This window comes from Aerococcus vaginalis, assembly GCF_053762225.1.
This window is the reverse complement of record NZ_JBSMYC010000002.1, coordinates 300,991-321,488: the sequence shown is the minus strand read 5'-3', so window position 1 is coordinate 321,488 and position 20,498 is coordinate 300,991. Positions and strand designations below refer to the sequence as shown.

Genomic DNA, 20,498 nt, shown 5'->3' with positions numbered 1-20,498 from the left:
GGATGCTCACTTTACTTGTTATTAAATTTATAAGCGTTGAGCATGTATTATGTTTTTAACTAATATCACTATCTTTTAAGAATTTAAATTTCTCTTCGATGGGTTCTCCATTCTCTGTATAGTAATATGATCGATTTAAACCGAATGCATGAGCAAGAGTGGTTAGTAGAGGATATAATACTTTAGTAAAATCATCGTTAGGATTCCATTTTATTAATGGAGTTTTAATAGTATTATGCATTAGTGGTTCTGAGGTATCCTCCCACTCATTTAGTATAATTTTTTTATTTTTTACGTTTAATAGTGTAACTGTAAAATAGATACCTCCATTAACATTTAATGAAGACAAATTATTAAAAAATAAATTAATATTTTTTACTAAATACTCCTCTATAACATCCCACTTATAAATAATACCATCTTTGTAATCATTTAATAATCTTACTTCAACTGCTTCAATACACGAGTTAGGAAAAAACTGAGTATATGATCCTAAATTTCTCCTCTGATTTCTATACATTTTTCTATACATTCTTATGAAACCATCTGCATTATATAATGTTGTTCCTAAATCTCCTAAAGGACTAAACACAGGAAATAAACTAGTGTCATGTATAGAACTCAAATTAAGAAAATTGGATTCATCTAATGACCACTCTGGTATTATGTGCAAGACTAATGAACTATCATAAGCTAGTGCTTCATCCAAATATCCGTTAAGAATGAATGATACTCTATCAGCAATGAATCTTTTGATTTTTTCTTGTTTAAATGTTAGTTCATTAAAACTATTTTTCAAATCATTGTATCTCATTTGAATGGAAGTATTTCCATTTCTTATATAAAATTCATGATTACTACCGGTGTTATATGCATGTGGTTGTAATGTGCTTCTAGGAACATCTATGATAATACAATTTATATCATCACTAACTTCCACAAGTTCCGTTTTAACTCCATAGAGAGAAGGAATAATATTTACTGAAAGTTTATTCCTAAAAGCTTGTTCCCAAGTTTCAAAAGTTTCTTTATTAACGCCTACATCAGCCAACTCTGATGGATTATGCTTATCATCTTCCTTTAAACCTAAAATTATTTTTCCACCATTATAATTAGCAAAAGCACATATTTCTTTAAATAATTTAGCAAGATTTTTTTGAGCTAGATTTGTTAATTTACCTTTTTCAAAATAGTAATCTTTATATTCTAAAGTATCATTTTCTAATGTTTTCTCAGATATAATTTCTTCTAGAAATTTCTTACTCATAGTCTCCCCCTAATCATTATATTCAATTTTAAAACGCCAAGCACTTTCTTCATGAAAACGTTCAATACTCCGTTTTGATTCTTTTTTGCCGAGAAATAGCTCGCTACGGAAACTATTACACTAATTATACTAGCTATACCAGTCCATTCCATTAGCTACCTCATCAGTAATTGCTTTCCTTATATTTCAAATACTTCTCTTTCAATTCTTTAACATCCGCTTCAATCTCCGCCATAACAGCTCTAAATGTGTCATCCGAGTGTCCGGTGGGATCATCCAAGTCCCAGTCTTCTGTGTACTGATTGGGGACGATTGGACATTCAACATCGCAACCCATAGTAATGACGATGTCAACAGTCGGAATATCACTCAGCAATTTCGGATGCTGTGTGGCCTCCATGTCGATATTGTAGATGTCTTTCATCAATCGCACGGCATCCGGGTTGATGCGATCCTTCAGTGCTGTGCCGGACGAGTAGATGTCGAAAGTGTCGCCCGCTATTTCTTTGGCGAGCGCCTCCGCGATCTGACTGCGACAGCTGTTGTGCACACAGACAAAGGCAACTTTGGGTTTAGTCATAGCTTCTACTCCTTCACTGCTTTAGTCGCAATAAAACTCTTAATGTTTAATTCATGCAGGCGACCCTCGCCGTTTGTATCTTCATAGAGATCAACTAATCGAAAACCCGCCTTTAATTGTCCACCGATCTGTTCTGTCATCGTGTGTGAGAACTGCATTCCACCATCTTCTGCCATCATGAAGGTTTTTGCTTGTTCATCTTTTAATGGATTGAATGGCATTTTCCAGACGATTTCTTTTTCGGCGCTATCGACAATATAGTTGATTTCATTATTCAATCCCGCGAGGAAGATACCGCCTTTTTTCAGTACACGATACGCTTCGTTAAACACGTGATAGACATCTTCGACATAGCAGTTAGATACAGGATGAAAAATCACATCGAACGTTTCATCTTCGTATGGCAAAATCTGTGTGATATCCCCTTCAACGGCATCAATCGCATAGCCTTCACGTTCAGCAACCATTACTTCTGATTCGATCTGTTTAGTTGAATAATCGATAACGCTACATTCTGCGCCGAGCGCATTGAAGATTGGCATTTGTTGACCACCACCTGATGCGAGGCCGAGCACTTTCTTACCAGCTAAGTCACCGAGCCAGTCGTGTGGTACGGGAACGGTCGGTGTGAGTAAAACGTCCCAGCGCCCCATTTGTGCATTGCGGTAATCTTCGTGAGTGATAGGCTGCGCCCATTCCCACCCTTCATCTATCCAGCGATCGATCGTTTCTTTATTGATTTCTTGATAATTCTTCATTTTGTGCTGCACTCCTATCGTTTATTTATTCCGATACGCACCAAAGTCCCGATTCTCCGCTTCATCCGCGAGCCTTACAGCATCTGAAATTAGCGCTGCGATACGGTGCGGTTTGATGACATGAACGCGTACCACTTCGGCATGATCAGCAGCGACGATTGCGGTAATGGCTGCCCCTGCGTTATCGCGATTTTCAAAGCCTTCATCCGTTTCTGGATCACTCGCGAGTCCATCTTCATCGAGGAGATTCACGACGAAACGTTTGCGAGAAACGCCGACGAAGGCAGGATAGCCTGCGTTATGGATAGCAGGGACGGAACGCACGAGCTGTAGGTTTTCACGTTTGGATAAGCCAAAACCGATCCCTGGATCAAGCATGATGCGTTCGTCTGGGATCCCCGCTTTCTTAGCGAGTTCGAGCGTGCGCTGGAAGTACTGTTTGACAACTTTATAGATGTCTGTTTCAGCTTCCATCTCTTGAATTTCCGCGTCGCTGAATGCCCAGCCGTCACCAAACTGCGGGAAAACTTGGCTACCTTTATGATTTGGACGCGCAATCACAGCATTAAACATGAGGACGGCGCCGGCTTCACTATTTGCGATGACATCCGCCATCTCAGGATCACCGAGCAATCCCGTCACATCATTGATGATGTCTGCGCCAGCTTCGATCGCTGCTTTAGCAACCGGTGCTTTCCAGGTATCGATAGAGAGTGACACACCAATACTTTCAGCTTTTAATTGTTTGATGACCGGAATAATACGCTCAATTTCTTCTTTGATTTCAACGTAAGTACTACCAGGACGTGTCGATTCGCCACCGATATCAAGCATCTTCGCTCCTTGTTCGACGAGGTCGTGGGCGTGTTTGACGGCTTTGTCGGTGCCGTACCATTTTCCGCCATCTGAGAAGGAATCAGGTGTCACGTTGACGATCCCACAAACGATTGTTTCCTTATCATCTAGAATCTGATTGTTGTACTGAAATTTCATCGGTTGCCTCCTATAGTCCTCAAGTTATTCACTGCACGCTGACGATGGAGATAGCTTTTGCGTTGTGCAAAATGCAGTTCCGCCAGTGTTTTCGTCTCACCAGCTGGAATGAGTATACGGTCGAACCCCTCGCTCAAGTTACCGCGCTCTGCTGTTGCGATCGTCGCCTTTAACTCGCCTACCCCCATCGCCTCTACGCTTCCATTATGCGCTAGAACTACCACACTCGTCATCACACACGCTTGGCCATAACGCTCGGCCAGTTGAATGAGTTGCTGATTCTTTTGATGGTTACTTGGATAGAAGGCGAGTTCTTCCTTCGTACGCACGCCTAAAATGTCAGGATTTCCTACTACCGTCAGTCCTGAATCGTCAGCGAGAATCCACTGATTGGGCAGATGTTCGCTATAGTAGCGAGCTTTGATCTGCGCATTAGCTTCGAAAGTGTTCCCCGTTTCAACTGGTGCCTCCGTTAACATTTTCGGTAGCGCGACTGCTTCGATAGCGTAGTCTTTGAGTAACATTTGGTACTCCTTGACTTTTATCGGATTATGTGTGGCGATGACAAGCTTGTTAATCGGCGTTGAGTCGAAGTAGGAATTCCCGGCGTTCATTCGGATCCTCCTTGAAGCGCCCGCTGTAGTACGTCGTTGTGGTACTGCTGTTGTGGGTTTTCACACCGCGCATTTCCATGCAGAGGTGGCGCGCCGTCAGCGTTACAGCGACACCTTCTGGATCGAGAATTTTCTCAACTTGTTTGCCAATTTCATTAGTGAGTTCTTCCTGAACGTTTAGTTTGCGACTGAGGAAGTTCACGAGACGCGGAATCTTGCTGAGGCCGATGATCTGATCGTGATCGGGATAGTACGCCACGGTCGCTTTGCCGAAGAACGGCAACATGTGATGTTCGCAGAGTGAGTAGAATGGAATATTTCGGATAATGATCATCTGATCCTGACTCACTTCAGATGGAAACAATTTATAATCTTTGAAATCTGTTTCAGTGGTTGATGCTAAGATCTCATTGAACATACGATAAACACGGTTCGGTGTTTCCTGAAGTCCCGGACGATCGGGATCTTCGCCATACGCTTCCAAGATCGTGCGCACGGCTGCTTCGACTTTTGCTTGTTTGTTATCCATGACTGATTCGCTCGATTCTCTGTGTATTTTCTGGGTCATTCGTGATTTTTTGTATAGCTGCTTCGATCTGCGTGCGATACGCATCTTCCTGATAAATTTCAAGAACGGGTACGAGCACAAACAGACGATTGAAGGCTTCTTTGTGTGGCAGAATGAGTGTATCTGTCGCCTGCGTTACTTCATCGAAGAAGATGATATCAATATCTAACGTACGCGGACCCCAATGAATCAGGCGTTCGCGATGGAATGACTGTTCCACCTCGTGACAGCGATCCAATAATTCCTCTGGAGACAATTCCGTTTTAACACGCACCGCCGTATTGACGAAATCATCTTGCTTCACACCGCCAACTGGTGTCGTCTGATAATTCGATGCAACATGCGTTACGGTAATCTGATCCTTAGCGTTGAGTGACAGAATCGCTTGTTTGAGCGTTTCTTTAGAGTCACCTATATTACTACCGAGACTCAAATAAGCACTGTGTATCATCGGGTACGCTCCATTTCTACAGAAACGCTGTCGAGAATACCATCAATCGGCAAGCCCACCTTATTCACTTTGATTTCGACCTTCGTAATCAACGGGTACTTCTCTAATACAGCATGCATAATATCCTGACCGAGTGTTTCGATCAGATCGACACGACTCTCAACGACAATGCCTTTCACGTCTTCGTAGACTTCACCGTAACTCACCGTATTCTCGATACTATCATTCACCGGCTCATCCTTAACGGTCAAGATCAGATCGATCGTAATTGTCTGTCCCGTCTCCTTCTCAGCAGGAAACACACCAATATGACTGTGGAACTGACAACGATTCATATGAATTCGATACATCACACTCTTCCTTTCTGAGTCTATTATAACGGATTTTTGTATAAAATCTCCCAATCAAAAAAGCCCGAACGACAAGCGTCCGAGCTTTCATAAATTATTTACTCATGTCTTTGACCTTAATCAAACGAACCTTCGTGGAACGTTCATTTTCAGCGAGACGGTTTTCAATGTAGTCAATCGTTTCCTCGGTATCCGGAATCATACGGTACTCGAGGGCGTTCACGCGTCGTCTCGTTTCAGCGATTTCGTTACCCATCAATTGAATTTGCTTCTCTTTTTCTGCCAATTTCAAGAGAGATGGCATGACTTCGAGTAGCAAGTCAACAGAATGGTCGAATTCGCTCGGCGTGTTCAGGTAACTGTAAGTGAAGCGTTCCTGATCACTCTGATCTTCTTCACTGACGGAGAAGTTCATCTGCGGCACCTGAACATTCATGATATTTTTGGTTTGAATATCCAAGTTCACGGCTTGTGGTGGCACGGCCACTACTTCACCGAGATACGCACGGTTGGTCAATGCCGTAGCGAGCGCGAAGTCCTTGAGCGCATCGGTCAATGCCTCTTCAACTTCAGCACGTAATTTATCTGTCTCCTTCGCTAACGGAATAAACTGACGCATGAGTTCGTCCTGTTTATTCTTCAACAGATCGTGACCGCGTTTTGCGACCTCAAGCTGTCCTTTGAGCGTCTGGAGCTCCATACGCGTTGGCTTGACGTTCTTCTTGTTTGCCATTACGCATCATCCTCTGCCTCATTGTCCGTTGACGGATAGTATTTGTCGATCAACTTATCGTCGATACGTGTCAATTCGTTCTTCGGAATATACGTCAACATCTTCCAAGAAAGTTCTAAACTTTCTTCAATTGTACGGTTCGTTTCGAAACCTTGGTTCACGTACTGTTTCTCGAATTCATCCGCGAACTTCAAGTATTTACGGTCAGATTCTGACAGTGCGGATTCACCCAATACGACGGAAAGTTCTTTGGCTTCTTTACCTTTTGCGTAAGCTGAGAACATCTGGTTCATCGTATCGGCGTGGTCTTCACGCGTCTTACCTGGACCAGTACCTTCATCCTTCAAACGTGAGAGGGACGGCAATACGTTGATTGGCGGTTCAATCCCTTGGTTGTCGAGACTGTGATCGAGGATGATCTGACCCTCAGTAATGTATCCCGTCAAGTCAGGGATCGGGTGCGTAATGTCGTCTTCCGGCATGGTCAAGATCGGAATCTGCGTTACCGAACCTTCCTTGCCTTCGATACGACCTGCGCGTTCATAAATTGTTGCCAAGTCGGTGTACAAGTAACCTGGGTAGCCCCCACGTCCTGGCACTTCACGGCGAGCGGCGGATACTTCACGCAACGCTTCGGCATAGTTCGTCATGTCAGTCATGATAACCAACACGTGCATGCCGCGTTCGTAGGCGAGATATTCCGCTGCAGTCAGAGCGATCTTCGGTGTTGCGAGACGTTCGATCGCTGGGTCGTTCGCCAAGTTAAGGAACAAGACGGAACGATCCGCTGCCCCTGTTTCAGCCAAGTTATCCTTGAAGTACTGTGCTTCTTCGAAAGTTACCCCCATCGCTGCGAAAACAACGGCGAATTCTGCATCGTCGTTCAACACGGTAGATTGACGCGCAATCTGTGCGGCTAATTCTTTATGAGGCAGGCCAGAACCGGAGAAGATCGGTAACTTCTGACCACGAACCAAGGTATTCATGTGGTCGATCGTTGAAATCCCTGTCTGAATAAATTCATCCGGATATTCACGCGCTACCGGGTTGATTGCTTCACCATTGATGTCGCGTTCTTCATCCGCAATGATCTGTGGGCCTTGATCGATTGGGTTACCCAATCCGTCAAAGGTACGTCCTAAGATATCAGGAGATACACCGAACGTTAGTGGCTTACCCGTAAAGCGAACTTTGGAGTCACGCAAGTTAATGCCGGAACCACCACCATAAATCTGCACGATGGCACGATTTTCTTCGATGGTCAATACCTGTCCGATACGTGTGTCGCCATTCTGCATGTGGATTTCAACCAATTCGTCATAAGCGACGTCATCGATGTCTTCCACAACCATCAACGGACCGTAAACGTCCGTAATTGATTTATATTCTTTTAACATTAACGGTTACCTCCTTCCTGGATAATTTTCTTGAAATGATCTGGTAAAGATTCACGCATTTCATCGAGTTCGTTGAGATCGTCTTCACGCGTGTATTTCATACGTTCAATCTTTTCACGTAATTCTTCGGTACCATTCATGATTTCATCGAAGTAGCTGCCGACTTCGAGGGCTTTCTTGGCTTCTTCATTGAAGGCCAAGATCGTCTTCATCATCGTCAACTGTTTATTCAGCGATGCGGTTTGGTCGATTTCGTTGTATGAGTTCTGTTGGAGGTAGGATTCACGCAACATACGTGCTATCGTCAATTCAAGACGGTCACTATCTGAAAGTGAGTTCACACCAACCAACTGAACGATTTCGTTCAAACTCTTTTCGTGCTGTAGGATGTTCATCGCTTCCTGAACCATGTCACCCCAGTTGTTGTCGAGATGATCCGCTAATTTCTTACGTACCGTGTCGCTGTAGAGTGAGTATGAGTCGAGCCAGTTGATGGCTGGGAAGTGACGTTGCTGTGCGAGCGAAGAGTCCAATCCCCAGAATACTTTAACCACACGCAAGGTATTCTGTGTTACTGGTTCGGAAATATCCCCACCTGGAGGTGATACCGCTCCGATCGCTGTTACGGAACCGTCACGGTCACCAGAACCGAGTGTTAAGACGTGACCGGCACGTTCGTAGTATTCTGCGATGCGTGAACCCAAGTATGCTGGGTAACCTTCGTCACCTGGCATTTCTTCCAAACGTCCAGACATTTCACGCAATGCTTCCGCCCAACGTGAGGTTGAGTCGGCCATGATGGCAACAGAGTACCCCATGTCACGGTAGTATTCTGCAATCGTAATACCCGTGTAGATAGATGCTTCACGCGCCGCCACTGGCATGTTAGACGTGTTAGCGATCAAAATCGTACGTTCCATGATGGACTTACCACTCTTAGGGTCTTTCAACTGTGGAAATTCGTTCAATACTTCCGTCATTTCGTTACCACGTTCCCCACAACCAACGTATACCACAACGTCAGCTTCGGCGAATTTCGCAATCTGGTGCTGCAAGACTGTCTTACCTGCACCGAATGGCCCAGGAATAGCAGCTGCCCCACCTTTAGTAATTGGGAAAAACGTATCTACTACACGCTGACCGGTTGGCAAGATCTGATCCGGTACGAGTTTTTCTTTGAATGGACGACCGACACGGATTGGCCAACGTTGGCTCAAACCGAATGACTTCGTTTCACCGTCTTCTAATTCAACAGTGTAAACATCATCCTTCAATGTGAACTCGCCACTCTCGATCTTGGTCAATTTACCTTTGACCCCTTGTGGCACCATGATCTTGTGGTTGATGATTTCTGTTTCCTGAACGGAACCAACGATATCACCTGGTTCAACTTCATCTCCGACAGATTTTTCAGCGTCGAATTGCCATTTTTCATCTTTGTCGAGCGGGTCAACCTGTTCCCCACGTTTTAAGTAATCTGAATTTGTTAAGTTTTGGAATTCTTTGAGTGGACGTTGAATACCGTCAAACATCTTGGTCAATAGACCTGGTCCCAATTCTACTGACAGTGGATGACCACTGGCTTCAACGGGTTCACCCGGTTTCAAACCTGATGTTTCCTCATATACCTGAATTGATGCGACGTCACCGTGCATTTCGATAACTTCACCTGTTAGGCGGAGATTACCGACGTAACATACTTCCTGGACGTAAGCATCGGACATTCCGGCCGCTTTAATCAACGGACCGGAGACTTCAATTATTCTTCCGGCTTCCAAAAGTTCCCCTCCTTAATCTAAGATGTCCTGACCGATTGCCTGTTTGACTGTTTCTCTGAGATGTTCTCTCGCAAAACCACCAGATCCCTGTTGTGATGGGATGACGATGATTGCTGGCACAGTCTCAGATTCGTAGAACTTCAAGACATCCGGCAGTTCTTTTGCAATATTTTCTGTGAGATAGATGACACCGTAGTCATCATCTGCTAATTCTTTGATGGTTTTTCGCGCTTCACTGGCATTTTCAACAGAAAATGTTGAGAAATTCAGCAACTTAAACGGAAAAACCACATCGCCTTCACCGACGACACCAATTTTAGCCTTCATTGATCGGTTGCATCCTTTCTTCAATCATTTCGTGATCAAGGCTGTTCGCCTTGCCGATGAAAATCAAACGAATGTTATTCATTTCATTCTGCAAGAACCACAAGTAACTGATCAGTGGTTTTGGTCCGAAAGCCTCTAAGTGTGCGTCACGCATGCGATTTGCTGTATATTCCGTCATCGCATGCTCCAAGTTCACCATACTGAAATCATCAGCCGTGATCGCCTCAGCAATCGCCTTGTCGTTAAACAAACGATCGACTAACTGGCGGTAGCGCTCATGATCATCGCTATCAACGATATCGATCAATTCATCACTTGGGATATTCCCACCATCGAATAATGCTGCGGACATGAATCCCTTTGAACGGTCGGCGTGATGCATACGCAACGCCATCTTGAAGTTCATGCCGTCGAGCTGCGCCATTAAGGCTTCACTCAACTCTGGATCTGCGAGTTCATCCGCAAGCATCTTAATGTGATTCAAATACCCGAGATCTAGAATAATCGAAATCGCATTGACGTCCTCTAATCCGGATACAGCCTGCTTCACTTTCGTTACAGCCTGCGTGAGTGGTTCTGGAAAACCTGTAATCATGCCTTCAGCTTCGACCACTTGACGTAATACATCAATATCATAGTGTCCGTGCGCCAAGTAGAGGTCATCCAGTTGATTACCGCTCACTTTTTCTTTGAAGAGGACTTTGAGATTGTGGTAGTCATCGCGTAACGCAAAAATATCCAGCAATCGCGCATCCGGGACGTCTTTGTAGAACTCCCGATAGTCTTTTTTGAGACGATCGTTGAAAATCTCTTCGAGCGTCTTGTCCTCATTCACATCGTAACCGTGATCAGAGAGCTGCGTGCGACTTTCTTCCGGGCTCGCTTGGAGTAATTTCTTGTAGTCTTCAGCAGTGAAGAGCTGTTGTTCCTTGATACGGACTGTGACATTGATCCCGCCGTAATCCAGTACCATAGCTATTCCTCCTCGTCTTCTGCCCATTTAATGAACGTCGCAGAGAGTGAGTTTTCAACTTCTGCCAGCAATGCTTTGAACGTGTAGTTATAGTCCACGGCATCCTGTGACAAGATGAAACCACCCGCATTTTTGACAGTGGCTTCTGAAATCGTTAATTCACTGTGTTCAGCTTTCAATGACTGTAATTGTTCTTCAGTCAGTTGCTGTTCGTTGTTGGCACCGAGCACGAGCTCCGTTGCACGTTCAGGAGCACTGTTTAAGGCACGTTTAACGAGTTCGAACAAATCATCAGCGGATAATCCGTTGAGTTCATGCAAGGCTTCTTGGAAGATATCCTGCATGAGACGATCCTGCATTTCCAATTCCTTCGAGCGTTGTGCTTTTTGGATTTGCTGTTGGCGATTCTTTTCCGCTTGTTCGTCCTGTTTCTTCAAACGCGCATTGCGACCATCACTCTCAGAAGCAATTTGTTCTAATTGTTCGTCGATCTTCGCTTTAATTTTTTCTTTTTCTTGTTTTGCTTTTTCTTCCTCTTCGTCTCTCACTTTAGCAAGGACGTTGTTTTTAATCTCATCAATTGTAGCCATCCGGTAACCCCTCCTTTTGATGGAATGTCAAAAGTGTTACATACCGTTTGCTGTCAACCACATGAATAGAGACATCAATAACCCTAAGATCGCGTACGTTTCAACCATTACGGAAAGAACGATCGCGTTTGTTACGTTTTCTGGGCGTTTCGCTAAGATCTGCATACCTGCTGTTGCCACGCGTCCCTGGTATTTCGCAGAGATCAAGCCGACCAAACCAACTGGGATACCAGCTGCTAAGTATGCTAAACCTTGTTGTAAAGTCATTTCTGGACTCATTTGGATGTAAATCATGAACGCGATAACGAATCCGTAAAGTCCCTGCGTACCTGGCAAGAGGACTAAGATCAAAGCGTTCGCGAATTTGTCTGGTTGATCTTTCAATAGTGCAGAAGCAGCCGCACCGGTTTCACCGACACCGCGTGCTGATCCCATACCACTGAATGTTACTGCGATTGCGATACCGAGCATTGCCAAGAACATTCCGCCGTGCTCAGTAAAAAAGTTTAACCATGTTTCCATTATTTTATTGCCTCCCTAATTCAGACTAACTATCTCTATTGTATGTATTAGCGATCGAGATGTGTATATTTTTGCAAGATCCCGATCGGTGTAAATTTCTTACCGGTTCCCTCATAAAACTTGCCAAAGAATTCCACGAAGATTAAACGCAAACTATGAACGTATGCACTCAATACACCGAGGAACATGTTGAAGGCGTGCAAGAGAATCAATAATAGGATACCAACTGTGAAACGTGCTGGTCCTGGTAACAGACTCACCAATAAGTTGAACGCCATCGCGATACTACCACTGGAGAGACCGAGTGCCATCAAACGTGTGAAACTGACGAAGTCACCGATATATCCCGTAACACCGTACACGTTATAGATACTGCCACCGAATGCTGCACCTTTATTTTTCGAGACGATCGTTGGAATAATAATCATCGCCAGTACGATAACCAATGCTGCAATACCGCTAACCTTGAGAACGGTTGGCATATTGAGCATGGCACCAGCTGCCATACCGAAGAAACTCGTCAGTAATAATATCCAACTGATACCATCTGTAAACGCCGCAAGGTAATTCTTGTGACGAATTTCCAAATAAGCTTTGGTAATTAAACCGGCATAGATGGTGATGGCACCGAAAGCGACGGATATCGCCATCAGGGTGATCGCATCGTTCAACGGATCAATCAAATTGAACGGTAACGATACCCCAAAGAAAGAGCCGTACGCTAACCCGACGAGGATCGTTGGAATACTCAAGATGACACCGAGTTTTGTAATGTTCTTCATACCGTCTGATAAATCAAACAGGCTTCGCGCCAAGAGTGAACCAACGAGTAACAGAATACCGTACCCTAAGTCACCCATCATCATTCCAAAGAATAAAGCATAGAAAGGCATAACTTGAGGTGTTGGATCCACATCATCGTATTCTGGCACACCGTACATCTCCGTGATCATCTCGAACGGTGCCACTAAGCCATTATTCTTGAGCTTAACAGGCACTTCGCTTTCTGAAACTTCCGTCTCAGTCGGTTCGTCAAAGAAAATGACATAATTGCTGTTCTTGACGGTTAAATCGAGTTGTTCTTTTATTTCTTCCGTTTCTTCTGCTAACGCCCAACCTTGAATAACCACGAGATAATCGTTGTGGTAAATCATATGGTCGAGTTTTTGACGTTGCCAGCGATTATAGAACCCTTCACTCAATAATTTGATGGCTGGAATAATCTGCGTTGCCGCTTTTAATTCTTCCACAATTTCTTGTTCACGATGTTTCAATTCATCGCGCTTGCTATTGAGTGATTTCAAACGTTTTTCTGGTGAGATACTCTGATCAAGAGACATATCTTGGAAGCCAGCCTGTTCAGCAACTTCTTCAAATTGTTCGGCATCTTTGTCTTGATAGACAGCCACAATATTGATCTGATCATCTGTCGAGGAAACTTCTTCGATATGGAATGCTTTGTCATTCAATGTTTTGTAATGTGAACGACTATCATCATTCAATACCGAACCGTAACGTACCGTCACATAAGGAATATCCTGAAGTTTAGCAAGTGGAACATCCACACGTTTCCAAGGTGATAGATGATCGATGGTATCCTCGATACTCTCGATCTCTCCTTGGATTTGACGTCGTTCATCCGCTCTCGCATTAATGTCTCGGATCTTTTGGACATTGCTCTGATTCAATAAGACGCTGTCCAACGCTTCGACCGATAATTCCGGACGCTTCTTACGCGCACGATTGAATTTATCCTTCAGACTCAACGATGCTTGGTATTCACTCAGAATTTTGAGGGCTTGTTCCGCTTCCTGGTAACGTTTCTCACTTTCACTGCTATCCGATGAAGCCAGACTTGTAGCGATATCCTGATCTTCCAACGCCTCGTTAAAGTCTGTGACATGTACATTTTGTAAATTTTGCAGACGTTTTAAGGCGCGATCTTTCATATCTCTAAAAGTCACAAGTGTTACTTTGTTTATTTCAGCGATTGCCATACTGGTTAAGCACCTCCTCTTTCACCTTCTGAACCATTGCATCGCGCTCCTTCGCAAAAAATGCTTCACGTTGTTGTTTGCGTTTCTCGAAATCTTCGTTACTCTGCTTCTCGAAGTCTTCTAAGCGCTGTTTCGATTCCTTCTGGCGCTGTTCACTTTCATTGGTTGTTTTTTCATCAGCTTTTTGACGCGCTTCTTTGACACGTGCTTCCTGCTGTTCTTTGAAAGTGGCAACACTTTCGGCTTGCTCGTCTTGAATTTGTTTGACTGCGTCATCAATCTTCAAGACATCTTCTAGCGTTTCCATGCCCATAGCTCCACCTCCTTATAAAAAAGTGGGAAGTCTGCCCCCTTCACATGTGACCAAACTTCCCACTACTCTCTATCATATTTGGCTTCTGCTTCTTAGAGATCGTTTTTGAATATTCCGATCAAATGAAGCTTTAGCTATTATATCATTAAGCGTTTAACGCTTCAATAAAGCGCTCTGCGATTTCTTTCGGACGGGTGATTGCCCCACCGACAACGATGCCGTCTGCACCGAGATCTTGGATATGACGCGCATCTTCTGGATAGTGGATACCGCCTTCCGCGATAACGGTCATACCGTCTGCTTTGAATTTCTTGATTAATTCTTCAGTCGTTACAGGGTTTTCAATACTTTCTAGTGTGTGCCCGTTCATGGTTGTACCCACGAAGTCAATTCCCGCTTCCCAAGCATTGACACCTTCTTCGTACGTTGCAATATCTGCCATCAATAACTGATCCGGGTATTTCTCCTTGATCGCTTTGATGTATTCCGCAACACTCATATCGTTCGGACGATCTTGAAGTGTACAGTCTAATGCGATCACTTCAACGCCTGTTTCAACGAGCTCATCAACTTCCTTCATTGTTGCAGTGATGTAGATGTTCGTTGGTGGATAATCACGTTTGATAATCCCGATCATTGGTAAGTCATTCACTGCACGAATTTCTTTGATGTCGCGGATAGAGTTTGCACGTAAACCAACCGCACCGGCTTCTTTAGCCGCTTTCGCAAAGAGTGGCATGACGCCCCCTTTGTCAGTGTACATCGGTTCGCCTGGCAAAGCCTGACAAGAAACAATCAAGCCGCCTTTAATCTTTTCAAGGAATTCTGATTTTTTCATTACTTGCCCCTCTCTAATTCTCGCTGTCGCTCCTTAATGTAGTGGTAGAAAGCGCCGTAGAGGTTGGCGGATTTACTCAAATCAGAAGCGAGTACTTCTCCTGGCAGGAAGATCGCATTCTCAGCGGCTTCTGCCATCTTGTCTTTAATCATTGGTAGTAAGATATCAGCGCGAGCCATAATCCCACCGCCGATGACAATACGTTCTGGATTGAATAGGTATGACATCGCTAGCAATCCTTCACTGATATTCGCAGTGAGACGTTCAACGGCAGTTACGGCATCCGGATCGTTCTGGTCATAGGCATCGAACACATCTTTACCATTGACATCCGTTTTGCCCGTTAATTCACGGTAAAACTTCACTAAGGCAGTTGCTGAAGCGATGTCCTGCCAGTCGTGTCCTTGGATCGGGAGGTAGCCCACTTCACCAGCTGTGTAGTGAACACCGTGCCACATTTCGCCATCGATCAATACCGCACCACCGATACCGGTACCGAGTGTTAAGCAGATAGCAGAAGCGGCATCTTTTGCTTGCCCGCGCCACGTTTCAGCATAACCCATACACGAAACGTCGTTCTCAACGCTACATGGTAAATCGTATTTTTCGCGGATGGCATCCTTGAAGTTCGTACCTTTATATTCAGGGATTGTGGCGCCCGCATAGGCAATCTCACCTTTAATCGGATCGACAACCCCGGCACTCGCAATTGCTACCCCTTCAATCGTGGCACTGTAGTAATCAATCAATTCGAAAACCTGATCAAGGATATGATTCGTTTTCGCCTCATGATCGACCGATGTTGGTACTTCCTTGGTCGGTTCGATCGGCTCCCCATCGTTGGAAAACACGTTATATTTAATGGCGGTGCCGCCAATATCAATACATAGAATTGCCATAAATGACGGATCCTTTCAATTAAGAACGAATGTATTCAACGTCACGTGTCTTGTATGTTAAACCGGCAACATTCTTGTTGTTCTTAGGGAACAAGAAGCTTGCAAAGTAACCAACAAGAAGTGTAATGATGAATGCGACAGTCGATACTAATAACGCATTAACTTGCAAACCGTTAGCCACTAATGCGGAAACAATACCAGCAATCAATCCGATTAATGCACCGCGACCGTTTGTACGTTCAGTGAAAATACCTAAGGCAAACATTGCACCAGTCGGTACACCGAACAGACCACTTACGGTCAAGAAGATTTCCCAAGTTTCTGAAGAGTTACCAGCTGTGAAGTAAACTGTAACCATTGTACCAATGATACCGGCAATGATAACAATGATACGTGCAAGAGTAACTTCAGAGAGGTTCTTCCATAATTTAGGGAAGAAACGACGTTTAATGTCGACAACCAGACATGCAGAGATTGAGTTCAAACTACTTGAAACGGTCGATTGTGCAGCTGCAAAAATACCAGCGATAATCAAACCACCTAACCCAACAGGCAACTGTGACAATACAAAGTAAGGAACAATTGCCCCAGTGTTGAAGTCTGCTGGTAAGCTTCCGTTGTTAGCGTAGTAAGTATAGATAATACTACCCATACCGAAGAACAATGGAATAACAACAACCCCTAAGATTCCTGGAACCATTAATGACTGAATCGTTTCTTTCCAAGATTTAGAAGAAGAATAACGTTGAACAACATCCTGAGACCCTGTGTATTGATACAGAGAGTTAACAAACTGACCGATGAAAATCAAAGGTACAAAGCTTGCTAAGTTTGTTACATCAAAGTTAGAACTAGAGATAAATTTATCTTCGCCACCAATTGTAGAAACGACGGTTGAGAAGCCACCATCAATCTTGAAAAGACCAACGATAATAACTAAGACCGCACCACCGAGGAGAATAAATCCTTGAATAGTATCGCTCCAAATAACCCCTTCAATACCACCTAACATGGTGAAGATAATACAAATAATACCAATAGCTAATGCCACAAGAATTGGATTAATTGTTGTAACAGACGCAATTGCTAATACTGGCAAGTAAATAACAACCGCAATACGACCCAAGTGGTAAACGACGAATAGCAAACTGTTTAACGTTCGAATAATTGGGTCAAAACGTTCTTCCAAGTATTCGTAAGCTGTCGTTACATGCAACTTGCGGAAGAATGGTACATAAAATGCAATCAAAATTGGAATAATCGGGATAATACATAATGACCCGATAGCATATGCCCAGTCACCGTTGAATGATTTTTCTGGCTGTGACATGAACGTGATTGAACTCAGGGTCGTCGCAAAAATACTCATTCCGACAGCCCAACCTGGCAATGAACCTTCAGCAGTAAAGTATGCGTCTGCGTTCTTGCTAGCTTTTTTCATAAAGCTACTACCAAAGCCCAATGTGAAAAGTAAATACAAAATAACGACAATGGCGTTAACTACACCAAAACCGACTTTCCCATCCATAATTCTGTCCTCCTACTTTATTTTTCCTTCTTTGCTATAAAAACCTATGCATCAAATTGTGTGATTTTACTCATCTCGGCACCGAGATACTCTGCTGGAATATTGTATTCCAAGTAAACTGGCACTTCAGCGGGTTTATTAGCAACTAAAGCGCGCCAATCTGTATCGCCATCTTCGAGCAATGTCGTATCCAATTTTGCGACATCAATGTTCTTCAAATGAAGAACCGTGACGTAATCCTTAAGGTCTAAGAACACGCGATTGACATTGACAGCCTTGTCTACCCAGTACCAGTTCCCAGCATCGAAGGTAAAGCCGATAACGCCTTTCTTTGTCACGTTTGCTAATTGCTTAGCGACATATTCTGGTTCACCGTGATCGTTACCTTCATTCTCAACAGTGACAGAGACACCACTCGGTTTGATCAACAATTCAGCTTCTTTGATGGCTTCTTCTGTTGGAGCCCCCAAACTGAATTTCAAGGCATCGATGTGGTGTGCACCAGTCAAGTTTAAGAAATTACCGAGTTCTGGATTTAACCCGTCTTCGGTAAATAACGCTTGCGGTACAGAGTAATCGATCGTCCATCCTTTTGATGAAGCGAGTTCATAAATGGCATCTAATTCCTCTGCACGTGTATCTTCTTTGAAGAATTCATCGCGAACTTGGATACCAGCAATATTTTCTTCATCAGCGAGTGTCTTTACGCAGTCGAGCTGCGTTTTGCCGGCATTCAATTCATCCAAGAAAACCGCTGTATTGATTGAAACTTTCACGTCAGTTTCCTCCTTCAGTCAACGCGCCGAATTATAAGTATTCAGCTTCTACTTCCTTGATCTTCGCAGCAGCTACTTTGGCAGCTTCTTTATCTTCTTCTGATAATGGTTCGAGCGGACGACGAACAGAACCGAGGTCAAGACCTTCATTGATACGCAATACTTCTTTAACGAAAGCGTTCATGTGGCAGTGACCACTTGTCAACATGTAGATGATGTCATCGATAACAAATTGTAATTTACGTGCTTCTTCCATCTTGTTTTCGTTGAAAAGTTCGTTCAATTTAACGAAAAGACGTGGCATTGTACCGTAAGTACCACCGATACCCGCTTTGGCACCGATCGCACGACCACCGATGAACTGTTCGTCAGAACCGTTGAAGATGATGTGGTCATCACCACCTGCAGCCGCAAACATTTGAATATCTTGGATTGGCATTGAAGAGTTCTTAACACCGATCACGTTAGGGTTCTTCAACATTTCTTTGAACAAATCAACGGTTAATTCGATACCTGCTAATTGTGGAATGTTGTAGATAACGAAGTCTGTGCTTGGTGCAGCTTCACTGATTTCGTTCCAGTAGCCTGCAACAGAGTAGTCTGGTAATTTGAAGTAGATTGGTGGGATAGAAGCGATCGCATCGACACCTTGTTCTTCCGCATGACGTGCTAATTCACGACTGTCGCGTGTGCTGTTCGCACCAACGTGGCAGATAACGGTTAATTTGTCTTTGGCAACTTCCATAACCGCTTCGATGATGGCTTTACGTTCTTCAACGTTTAAGTAAATACATTCACCGGATGAACCGTTCACGTAGATACCGTCAACGCCATTGTCGATGAAGTATTGTACTTCTTTCTTAGTAGCTTCTAAGTCAACTTCACCGTTTTCGTCGTATGCAGCGTAAAATGCTGGAATAATACCTTCGTATTTCTCGATCTTGCTACTCATTAGATAAACCTCCATAAAACTAAAAACTATTAATACTCATTATTTTGCTTTGATGGCGTCCATCGAGAGGATAGTACGTTCCAAGTTCCATCGCAGTCGATTGTCGTCTAGCAAAAGCATACAGATCACATCAATCGCATAAACGAGCGGAATCTGTGAATTAATGAAATCTTCGATCATCAATTCATGTCCGCACACAATCGGATAATGAACAGCCTGGCTGAGCGGTCCTTCTGTCGCGGTAATCGCAATGGTCTTTGCACCGTGCGCTTTCGCTGATTTGAGCGATTGCACAACTTCGTAGGTCTTACCCGATGCGGAAATCCCAATCACGCTATCACCTTTTCGGATTGACTGATTATGAATCGCCATCATATGGTCATCCGTCGCCACAAAGGCGTTGATGCCCATTCGCGTCAATCGCTGACGGAATTCTGTTGCCGTCAACCCCGAACTACCCATACCGTAAACGAAAACACGTCCGCTGCCCTTGATCGCTTCGATCGCCCTTTCGATCATATCGACGTCGATCATTTCCTGGGCTTCTCTGATCACCTCCTGATAGATGCGATAAATGCCTATAGACTTTTTCTTCACATATGAAGGATTGCCACCGATGTACTTGGACGGGCGCTCTTCACTCGCTTCGAACGATGACCGGAACTGTTCAAAATTGCGAAACCCAATCTTTCGAACAAATCTGGAAATCGTCGACATGCTGATGTCCGTTTCTTCGGCAAATTTGCGGATATCTTTATCCGCCATTTCGTCGCTCTTTTCGATCGCGTAGAGTGCTAACGCCTGCTCCTTCTTCGACAGCAAGGAATAGGCATGATTAATTTTGTCAACAATATCCATTCCCTAACTCCTCACTAAAAGTAAAAATCTAAAGCGCTATCTGTAAGTGCTTTCTACATTTTTTATATTATCCCTCTTTTCTATTTTCATAAAGAAGTAATTCTGAAAATATTTTAATCTATTGTGAGTGAAGAAACAAGTGCAGTACGATTTATTTCCAGGCACAAAAAAAGCAGCAGCCCGAAAGCTACTGCTTAGTCATTCATTGATTAATTTGGAAATTACACGCGGGTAAATTTACCAGATTTAATTTCACGTGCGGTTAACCAAACACGTTTTGGTTTACCATCAACTAAAATACGTACTTTTTGAAGGTTCGGTTTGAATGTGCGGCGTGTCGCATTCAATGCGTGAGAACGATTGTTTCCTGCGACGGTACCTTTACCGCTTAAGTAAGATCTCTTAGCCATACCTCTAATCCCCTTTCCTGAAAACT

General features: G+C 43.9%; 24 protein-coding genes. All 24 read right to left on the bottom strand.

Annotation, left to right across the window (positions count from 1 at the left end; all coding sequences use genetic code 11):
- Positions 1 to 55 precede the first annotated feature (55 nt).
- The 24 genes from ACWOEX_RS03865 to rpmB all read right to left on the bottom strand — a co-directional run bounded on the left by ACWOEX_RS03865 (position 56) and on the right by rpmB (position 20,472).
- Entirely contained in the window at positions 56 to 1,267 is a 1,212-nt protein-coding gene (locus ACWOEX_RS03865) for an AlbA family DNA-binding domain-containing protein (RefSeq protein ID WP_455298115.1), read from the bottom strand.
- Between the two features lie 163 nt (positions 1,268 to 1,430).
- Positions 1,431 to 1,847 (bottom strand): arsenate reductase ArsC, encoded by a 417-nt coding sequence (locus tag ACWOEX_RS03860; protein ID WP_455298113.1) that lies wholly within the window; start codon positions 1,845 to 1,847, stop codon positions 1,431 to 1,433.
- A 5-nt stretch (positions 1,848 to 1,852) separates the two neighbouring features.
- Positions 1,853 to 2,605 carry a methyltransferase domain-containing protein gene (locus tag ACWOEX_RS03855; protein ID WP_455298112.1) on the bottom strand — a complete coding sequence of 251 codons (753 nt, stop codon included), beginning with the start codon at positions 2,603 to 2,605 and terminating at the stop codon, positions 1,853 to 1,855.
- A gap of 21 nt (positions 2,606 to 2,626) precedes the next feature.
- Positions 2,627 to 3,598 carry a dihydropteroate synthase gene (gene folP, locus ACWOEX_RS03850; protein ID WP_455298110.1) on the bottom strand — a complete coding sequence of 324 codons (972 nt, stop codon included), beginning with the start codon at positions 3,596 to 3,598 and terminating at the stop codon, positions 2,627 to 2,629.
- Positions 3,595 to 4,212 carry a non-canonical purine NTP pyrophosphatase gene (locus tag ACWOEX_RS03845; protein ID WP_455298109.1) on the bottom strand — a complete coding sequence of 206 codons (618 nt, stop codon included), beginning with the start codon at positions 4,210 to 4,212 and terminating at the stop codon, positions 3,595 to 3,597. Before ACWOEX_RS03845 ends, folP begins: the two co-directional genes overlap by 4 nt.
- Positions 4,172 to 4,741 carry a GTP cyclohydrolase I FolE gene (gene folE / locus ACWOEX_RS03840; RefSeq protein ID WP_455298107.1) on the bottom strand — a complete coding sequence of 190 codons (570 nt, stop codon included), beginning with the start codon at positions 4,739 to 4,741 and terminating at the stop codon, positions 4,172 to 4,174. Before folE ends, ACWOEX_RS03845 begins: the two co-directional genes overlap by 41 nt.
- Positions 4,734 to 5,231, bottom strand: coding sequence for a 2-amino-4-hydroxy-6-hydroxymethyldihydropteridine diphosphokinase (gene folK, locus ACWOEX_RS03835; RefSeq protein ID WP_455298105.1), 498 nt, complete (start codon positions 5,229 to 5,231; stop codon positions 4,734 to 4,736). The genes folE and folK overlap by 8 nt, the downstream gene beginning before the upstream one ends.
- Complete coding sequence (gene folB / locus ACWOEX_RS03830) at positions 5,228 to 5,581, bottom strand: dihydroneopterin aldolase (RefSeq protein ID WP_455298104.1); 354 nt, start codon at positions 5,579 to 5,581, stop codon at positions 5,228 to 5,230. The genes folK and folB overlap by 4 nt, the downstream gene beginning before the upstream one ends.
- A gap of 94 nt (positions 5,582 to 5,675) precedes the next feature.
- Complete coding sequence (locus ACWOEX_RS03825) at positions 5,676 to 6,314, bottom strand: V-type ATP synthase subunit D (protein ID WP_455298102.1); 639 nt, start codon at positions 6,312 to 6,314, stop codon at positions 5,676 to 5,678.
- Positions 6,314 to 7,711, bottom strand: a complete 1,398-nt coding sequence (locus ACWOEX_RS03820) for a V-type ATP synthase subunit B (RefSeq protein WP_455298101.1) — start codon at positions 7,709 to 7,711, stop codon at positions 6,314 to 6,316. Before ACWOEX_RS03820 ends, ACWOEX_RS03825 begins: the two co-directional genes overlap by 1 nt.
- Positions 7,711 to 9,489, bottom strand: coding sequence for a V-type ATP synthase subunit A (locus tag ACWOEX_RS03815; RefSeq protein WP_455298099.1), 1,779 nt, complete (start codon positions 9,487 to 9,489; stop codon positions 7,711 to 7,713). The genes ACWOEX_RS03820 and ACWOEX_RS03815 overlap by 1 nt, the downstream gene beginning before the upstream one ends.
- A 12-nt stretch (positions 9,490 to 9,501) precedes the next feature.
- The gene (locus tag ACWOEX_RS03810) at positions 9,502 to 9,816 is read right to left on the bottom strand and encodes a V-type ATP synthase subunit F (protein WP_455298097.1); all 315 of its coding nucleotides are present in this window, start codon (positions 9,814 to 9,816) and stop codon (positions 9,502 to 9,504) included.
- A complete protein-coding gene (locus ACWOEX_RS03805) occupies positions 9,806 to 10,789 on the bottom strand; it encodes a V-type ATPase subunit (protein WP_455298095.1) in 984 nt (327 codons plus the stop codon). The genes ACWOEX_RS03810 and ACWOEX_RS03805 overlap by 11 nt, the downstream gene beginning before the upstream one ends.
- A gap of 2 nt (positions 10,790 to 10,791) precedes the next feature.
- On the bottom strand, positions 10,792 to 11,379 hold the full coding sequence (locus tag ACWOEX_RS03800) for a hypothetical protein (RefSeq protein WP_455298093.1): 588 nt from the start codon (positions 11,377 to 11,379) through the stop codon (positions 10,792 to 10,794).
- A gap of 36 nt (positions 11,380 to 11,415) precedes the next feature.
- Entirely contained in the window at positions 11,416 to 11,901 is a 486-nt protein-coding gene (locus tag ACWOEX_RS03795; RefSeq protein WP_455298091.1) for a V-type ATP synthase subunit K, read from the bottom strand.
- A gap of 47 nt (positions 11,902 to 11,948) precedes the next feature.
- Positions 11,949 to 13,898: a V-type ATP synthase subunit I gene (locus ACWOEX_RS03790; protein ID WP_455298089.1), complete on the bottom strand. Its 1,950-nt coding sequence runs from the start codon at positions 13,896 to 13,898 to the stop codon at positions 11,949 to 11,951.
- Positions 13,885 to 14,211, bottom strand: coding sequence for a hypothetical protein (locus ACWOEX_RS03785; protein ID WP_455298087.1), 327 nt, complete (start codon positions 14,209 to 14,211; stop codon positions 13,885 to 13,887). Before ACWOEX_RS03785 ends, ACWOEX_RS03790 begins: the two co-directional genes overlap by 14 nt.
- A 145-nt stretch (positions 14,212 to 14,356) precedes the next feature.
- Positions 14,357 to 15,049: an N-acetylmannosamine-6-phosphate 2-epimerase gene (locus ACWOEX_RS03780; protein ID WP_455298086.1), complete on the bottom strand. Its 693-nt coding sequence runs from the start codon at positions 15,047 to 15,049 to the stop codon at positions 14,357 to 14,359.
- Entirely contained in the window at positions 15,049 to 15,948 is a 900-nt protein-coding gene (locus ACWOEX_RS03775) for an ROK family protein (RefSeq protein ID WP_455298084.1), read from the bottom strand. The genes ACWOEX_RS03780 and ACWOEX_RS03775 overlap by 1 nt, the downstream gene beginning before the upstream one ends.
- A gap of 19 nt (positions 15,949 to 15,967) precedes the next feature.
- Positions 15,968 to 17,476 (bottom strand): sodium:solute symporter, encoded by a 1,509-nt coding sequence (locus ACWOEX_RS03770; protein ID WP_455298082.1) that lies wholly within the window; start codon positions 17,474 to 17,476, stop codon positions 15,968 to 15,970.
- Between the two features lie 44 nt (positions 17,477 to 17,520).
- Positions 17,521 to 18,252 (bottom strand): sugar phosphate isomerase/epimerase family protein, encoded by a 732-nt coding sequence (locus ACWOEX_RS03765; RefSeq protein WP_455298080.1) that lies wholly within the window; start codon positions 18,250 to 18,252, stop codon positions 17,521 to 17,523.
- Positions 18,253 to 18,283: 31 nt separating this feature from the next.
- Entirely contained in the window at positions 18,284 to 19,204 is a 921-nt protein-coding gene (locus ACWOEX_RS03760) for a dihydrodipicolinate synthase family protein (RefSeq protein WP_455298078.1), read from the bottom strand.
- Positions 19,205 to 19,243: 39 nt separating this feature from the next.
- Positions 19,244 to 20,062 carry a MurR/RpiR family transcriptional regulator gene (locus ACWOEX_RS03755; RefSeq protein WP_455298076.1) on the bottom strand — a complete coding sequence of 273 codons (819 nt, stop codon included), beginning with the start codon at positions 20,060 to 20,062 and terminating at the stop codon, positions 19,244 to 19,246.
- Between the two features lie 221 nt (positions 20,063 to 20,283).
- On the bottom strand, positions 20,284 to 20,472 hold the full coding sequence (gene rpmB, locus ACWOEX_RS03750; RefSeq protein ID WP_455298074.1) for a 50S ribosomal protein L28: 189 nt from the start codon (positions 20,470 to 20,472) through the stop codon (positions 20,284 to 20,286).
- Positions 20,473 to 20,498 lie beyond the last annotated feature (26 nt).

Coding starts and splice junctions, on each gene's coding strand:
- ACWOEX_RS03865 (WP_455298115.1), bottom strand. CDS start 1,267: ATGAGTAAGAAATTTCTAGAAGAAATTATATCTGAGAAAACATTAGAA.
- ACWOEX_RS03860 (WP_455298113.1), bottom strand. CDS start 1,847: ATGACTAAACCCAAAGTTGCCTTTGTCTGTGTGCACAACAGCTGTCGC.
- ACWOEX_RS03855 (WP_455298112.1), bottom strand. CDS start 2,605: ATGAAGAATTATCAAGAAATCAATAAAGAAACGATCGATCGCTGGATA.
- folP (WP_455298110.1), bottom strand. CDS start 3,598: ATGAAATTTCAGTACAACAATCAGATTCTAGATGATAAGGAAACAATC.
- ACWOEX_RS03845 (WP_455298109.1), bottom strand. CDS start 4,212: ATGAACGCCGGGAATTCCTACTTCGACTCAACGCCGATTAACAAGCTT.
- folE (WP_455298107.1), bottom strand. CDS start 4,741: ATGGATAACAAACAAGCAAAAGTCGAAGCAGCCGTGCGCACGATCTTG.
- folK (WP_455298105.1), bottom strand. CDS start 5,231: ATGATACACAGTGCTTATTTGAGTCTCGGTAGTAATATAGGTGACTCT.
- folB (WP_455298104.1), bottom strand. CDS start 5,581: ATGTATCGAATTCATATGAATCGTTGTCAGTTCCACAGTCATATTGGT.
- ACWOEX_RS03825 (WP_455298102.1), bottom strand. CDS start 6,314: ATGGCAAACAAGAAGAACGTCAAGCCAACGCGTATGGAGCTCCAGACG.
- ACWOEX_RS03820 (WP_455298101.1), bottom strand. CDS start 7,711: ATGTTAAAAGAATATAAATCAATTACGGACGTTTACGGTCCGTTGATG.
- ACWOEX_RS03810 (WP_455298097.1), bottom strand. CDS start 9,816: ATGAAGGCTAAAATTGGTGTCGTCGGTGAAGGCGATGTGGTTTTTCCG.
- ACWOEX_RS03805 (WP_455298095.1), bottom strand. CDS start 10,789: ATGGTACTGGATTACGGCGGGATCAATGTCACAGTCCGTATCAAGGAA.
- ACWOEX_RS03800 (WP_455298093.1), bottom strand. CDS start 11,379: ATGGCTACAATTGATGAGATTAAAAACAACGTCCTTGCTAAAGTGAGA.
- ACWOEX_RS03795 (WP_455298091.1), bottom strand. CDS start 11,901: ATGGAAACATGGTTAAACTTTTTTACTGAGCACGGCGGAATGTTCTTG.
- ACWOEX_RS03790 (WP_455298089.1), bottom strand. CDS start 13,898: ATGGCAATCGCTGAAATAAACAAAGTAACACTTGTGACTTTTAGAGAT.
- ACWOEX_RS03785 (WP_455298087.1), bottom strand. CDS start 14,211: ATGGGCATGGAAACGCTAGAAGATGTCTTGAAGATTGATGACGCAGTC.
- ACWOEX_RS03780 (WP_455298086.1), bottom strand. CDS start 15,049: ATGAAAAAATCAGAATTCCTTGAAAAGATTAAAGGCGGCTTGATTGTT.
- ACWOEX_RS03775 (WP_455298084.1), bottom strand. CDS start 15,948: ATGGCAATTCTATGTATTGATATTGGCGGCACCGCCATTAAATATAAC.
- ACWOEX_RS03770 (WP_455298082.1), bottom strand. CDS start 17,476: ATGGATGGGAAAGTCGGTTTTGGTGTAGTTAACGCCATTGTCGTTATT.
- ACWOEX_RS03760 (WP_455298078.1), bottom strand. CDS start 19,204: ATGAGTAGCAAGATCGAGAAATACGAAGGTATTATTCCAGCATTTTAC.
- ACWOEX_RS03755 (WP_455298076.1), bottom strand. CDS start 20,062: ATGGATATTGTTGACAAAATTAATCATGCCTATTCCTTGCTGTCGAAG.
- rpmB (WP_455298074.1), bottom strand. CDS start 20,472: ATGGCTAAGAGATCTTACTTAAGCGGTAAAGGTACCGTCGCAGGAAAC.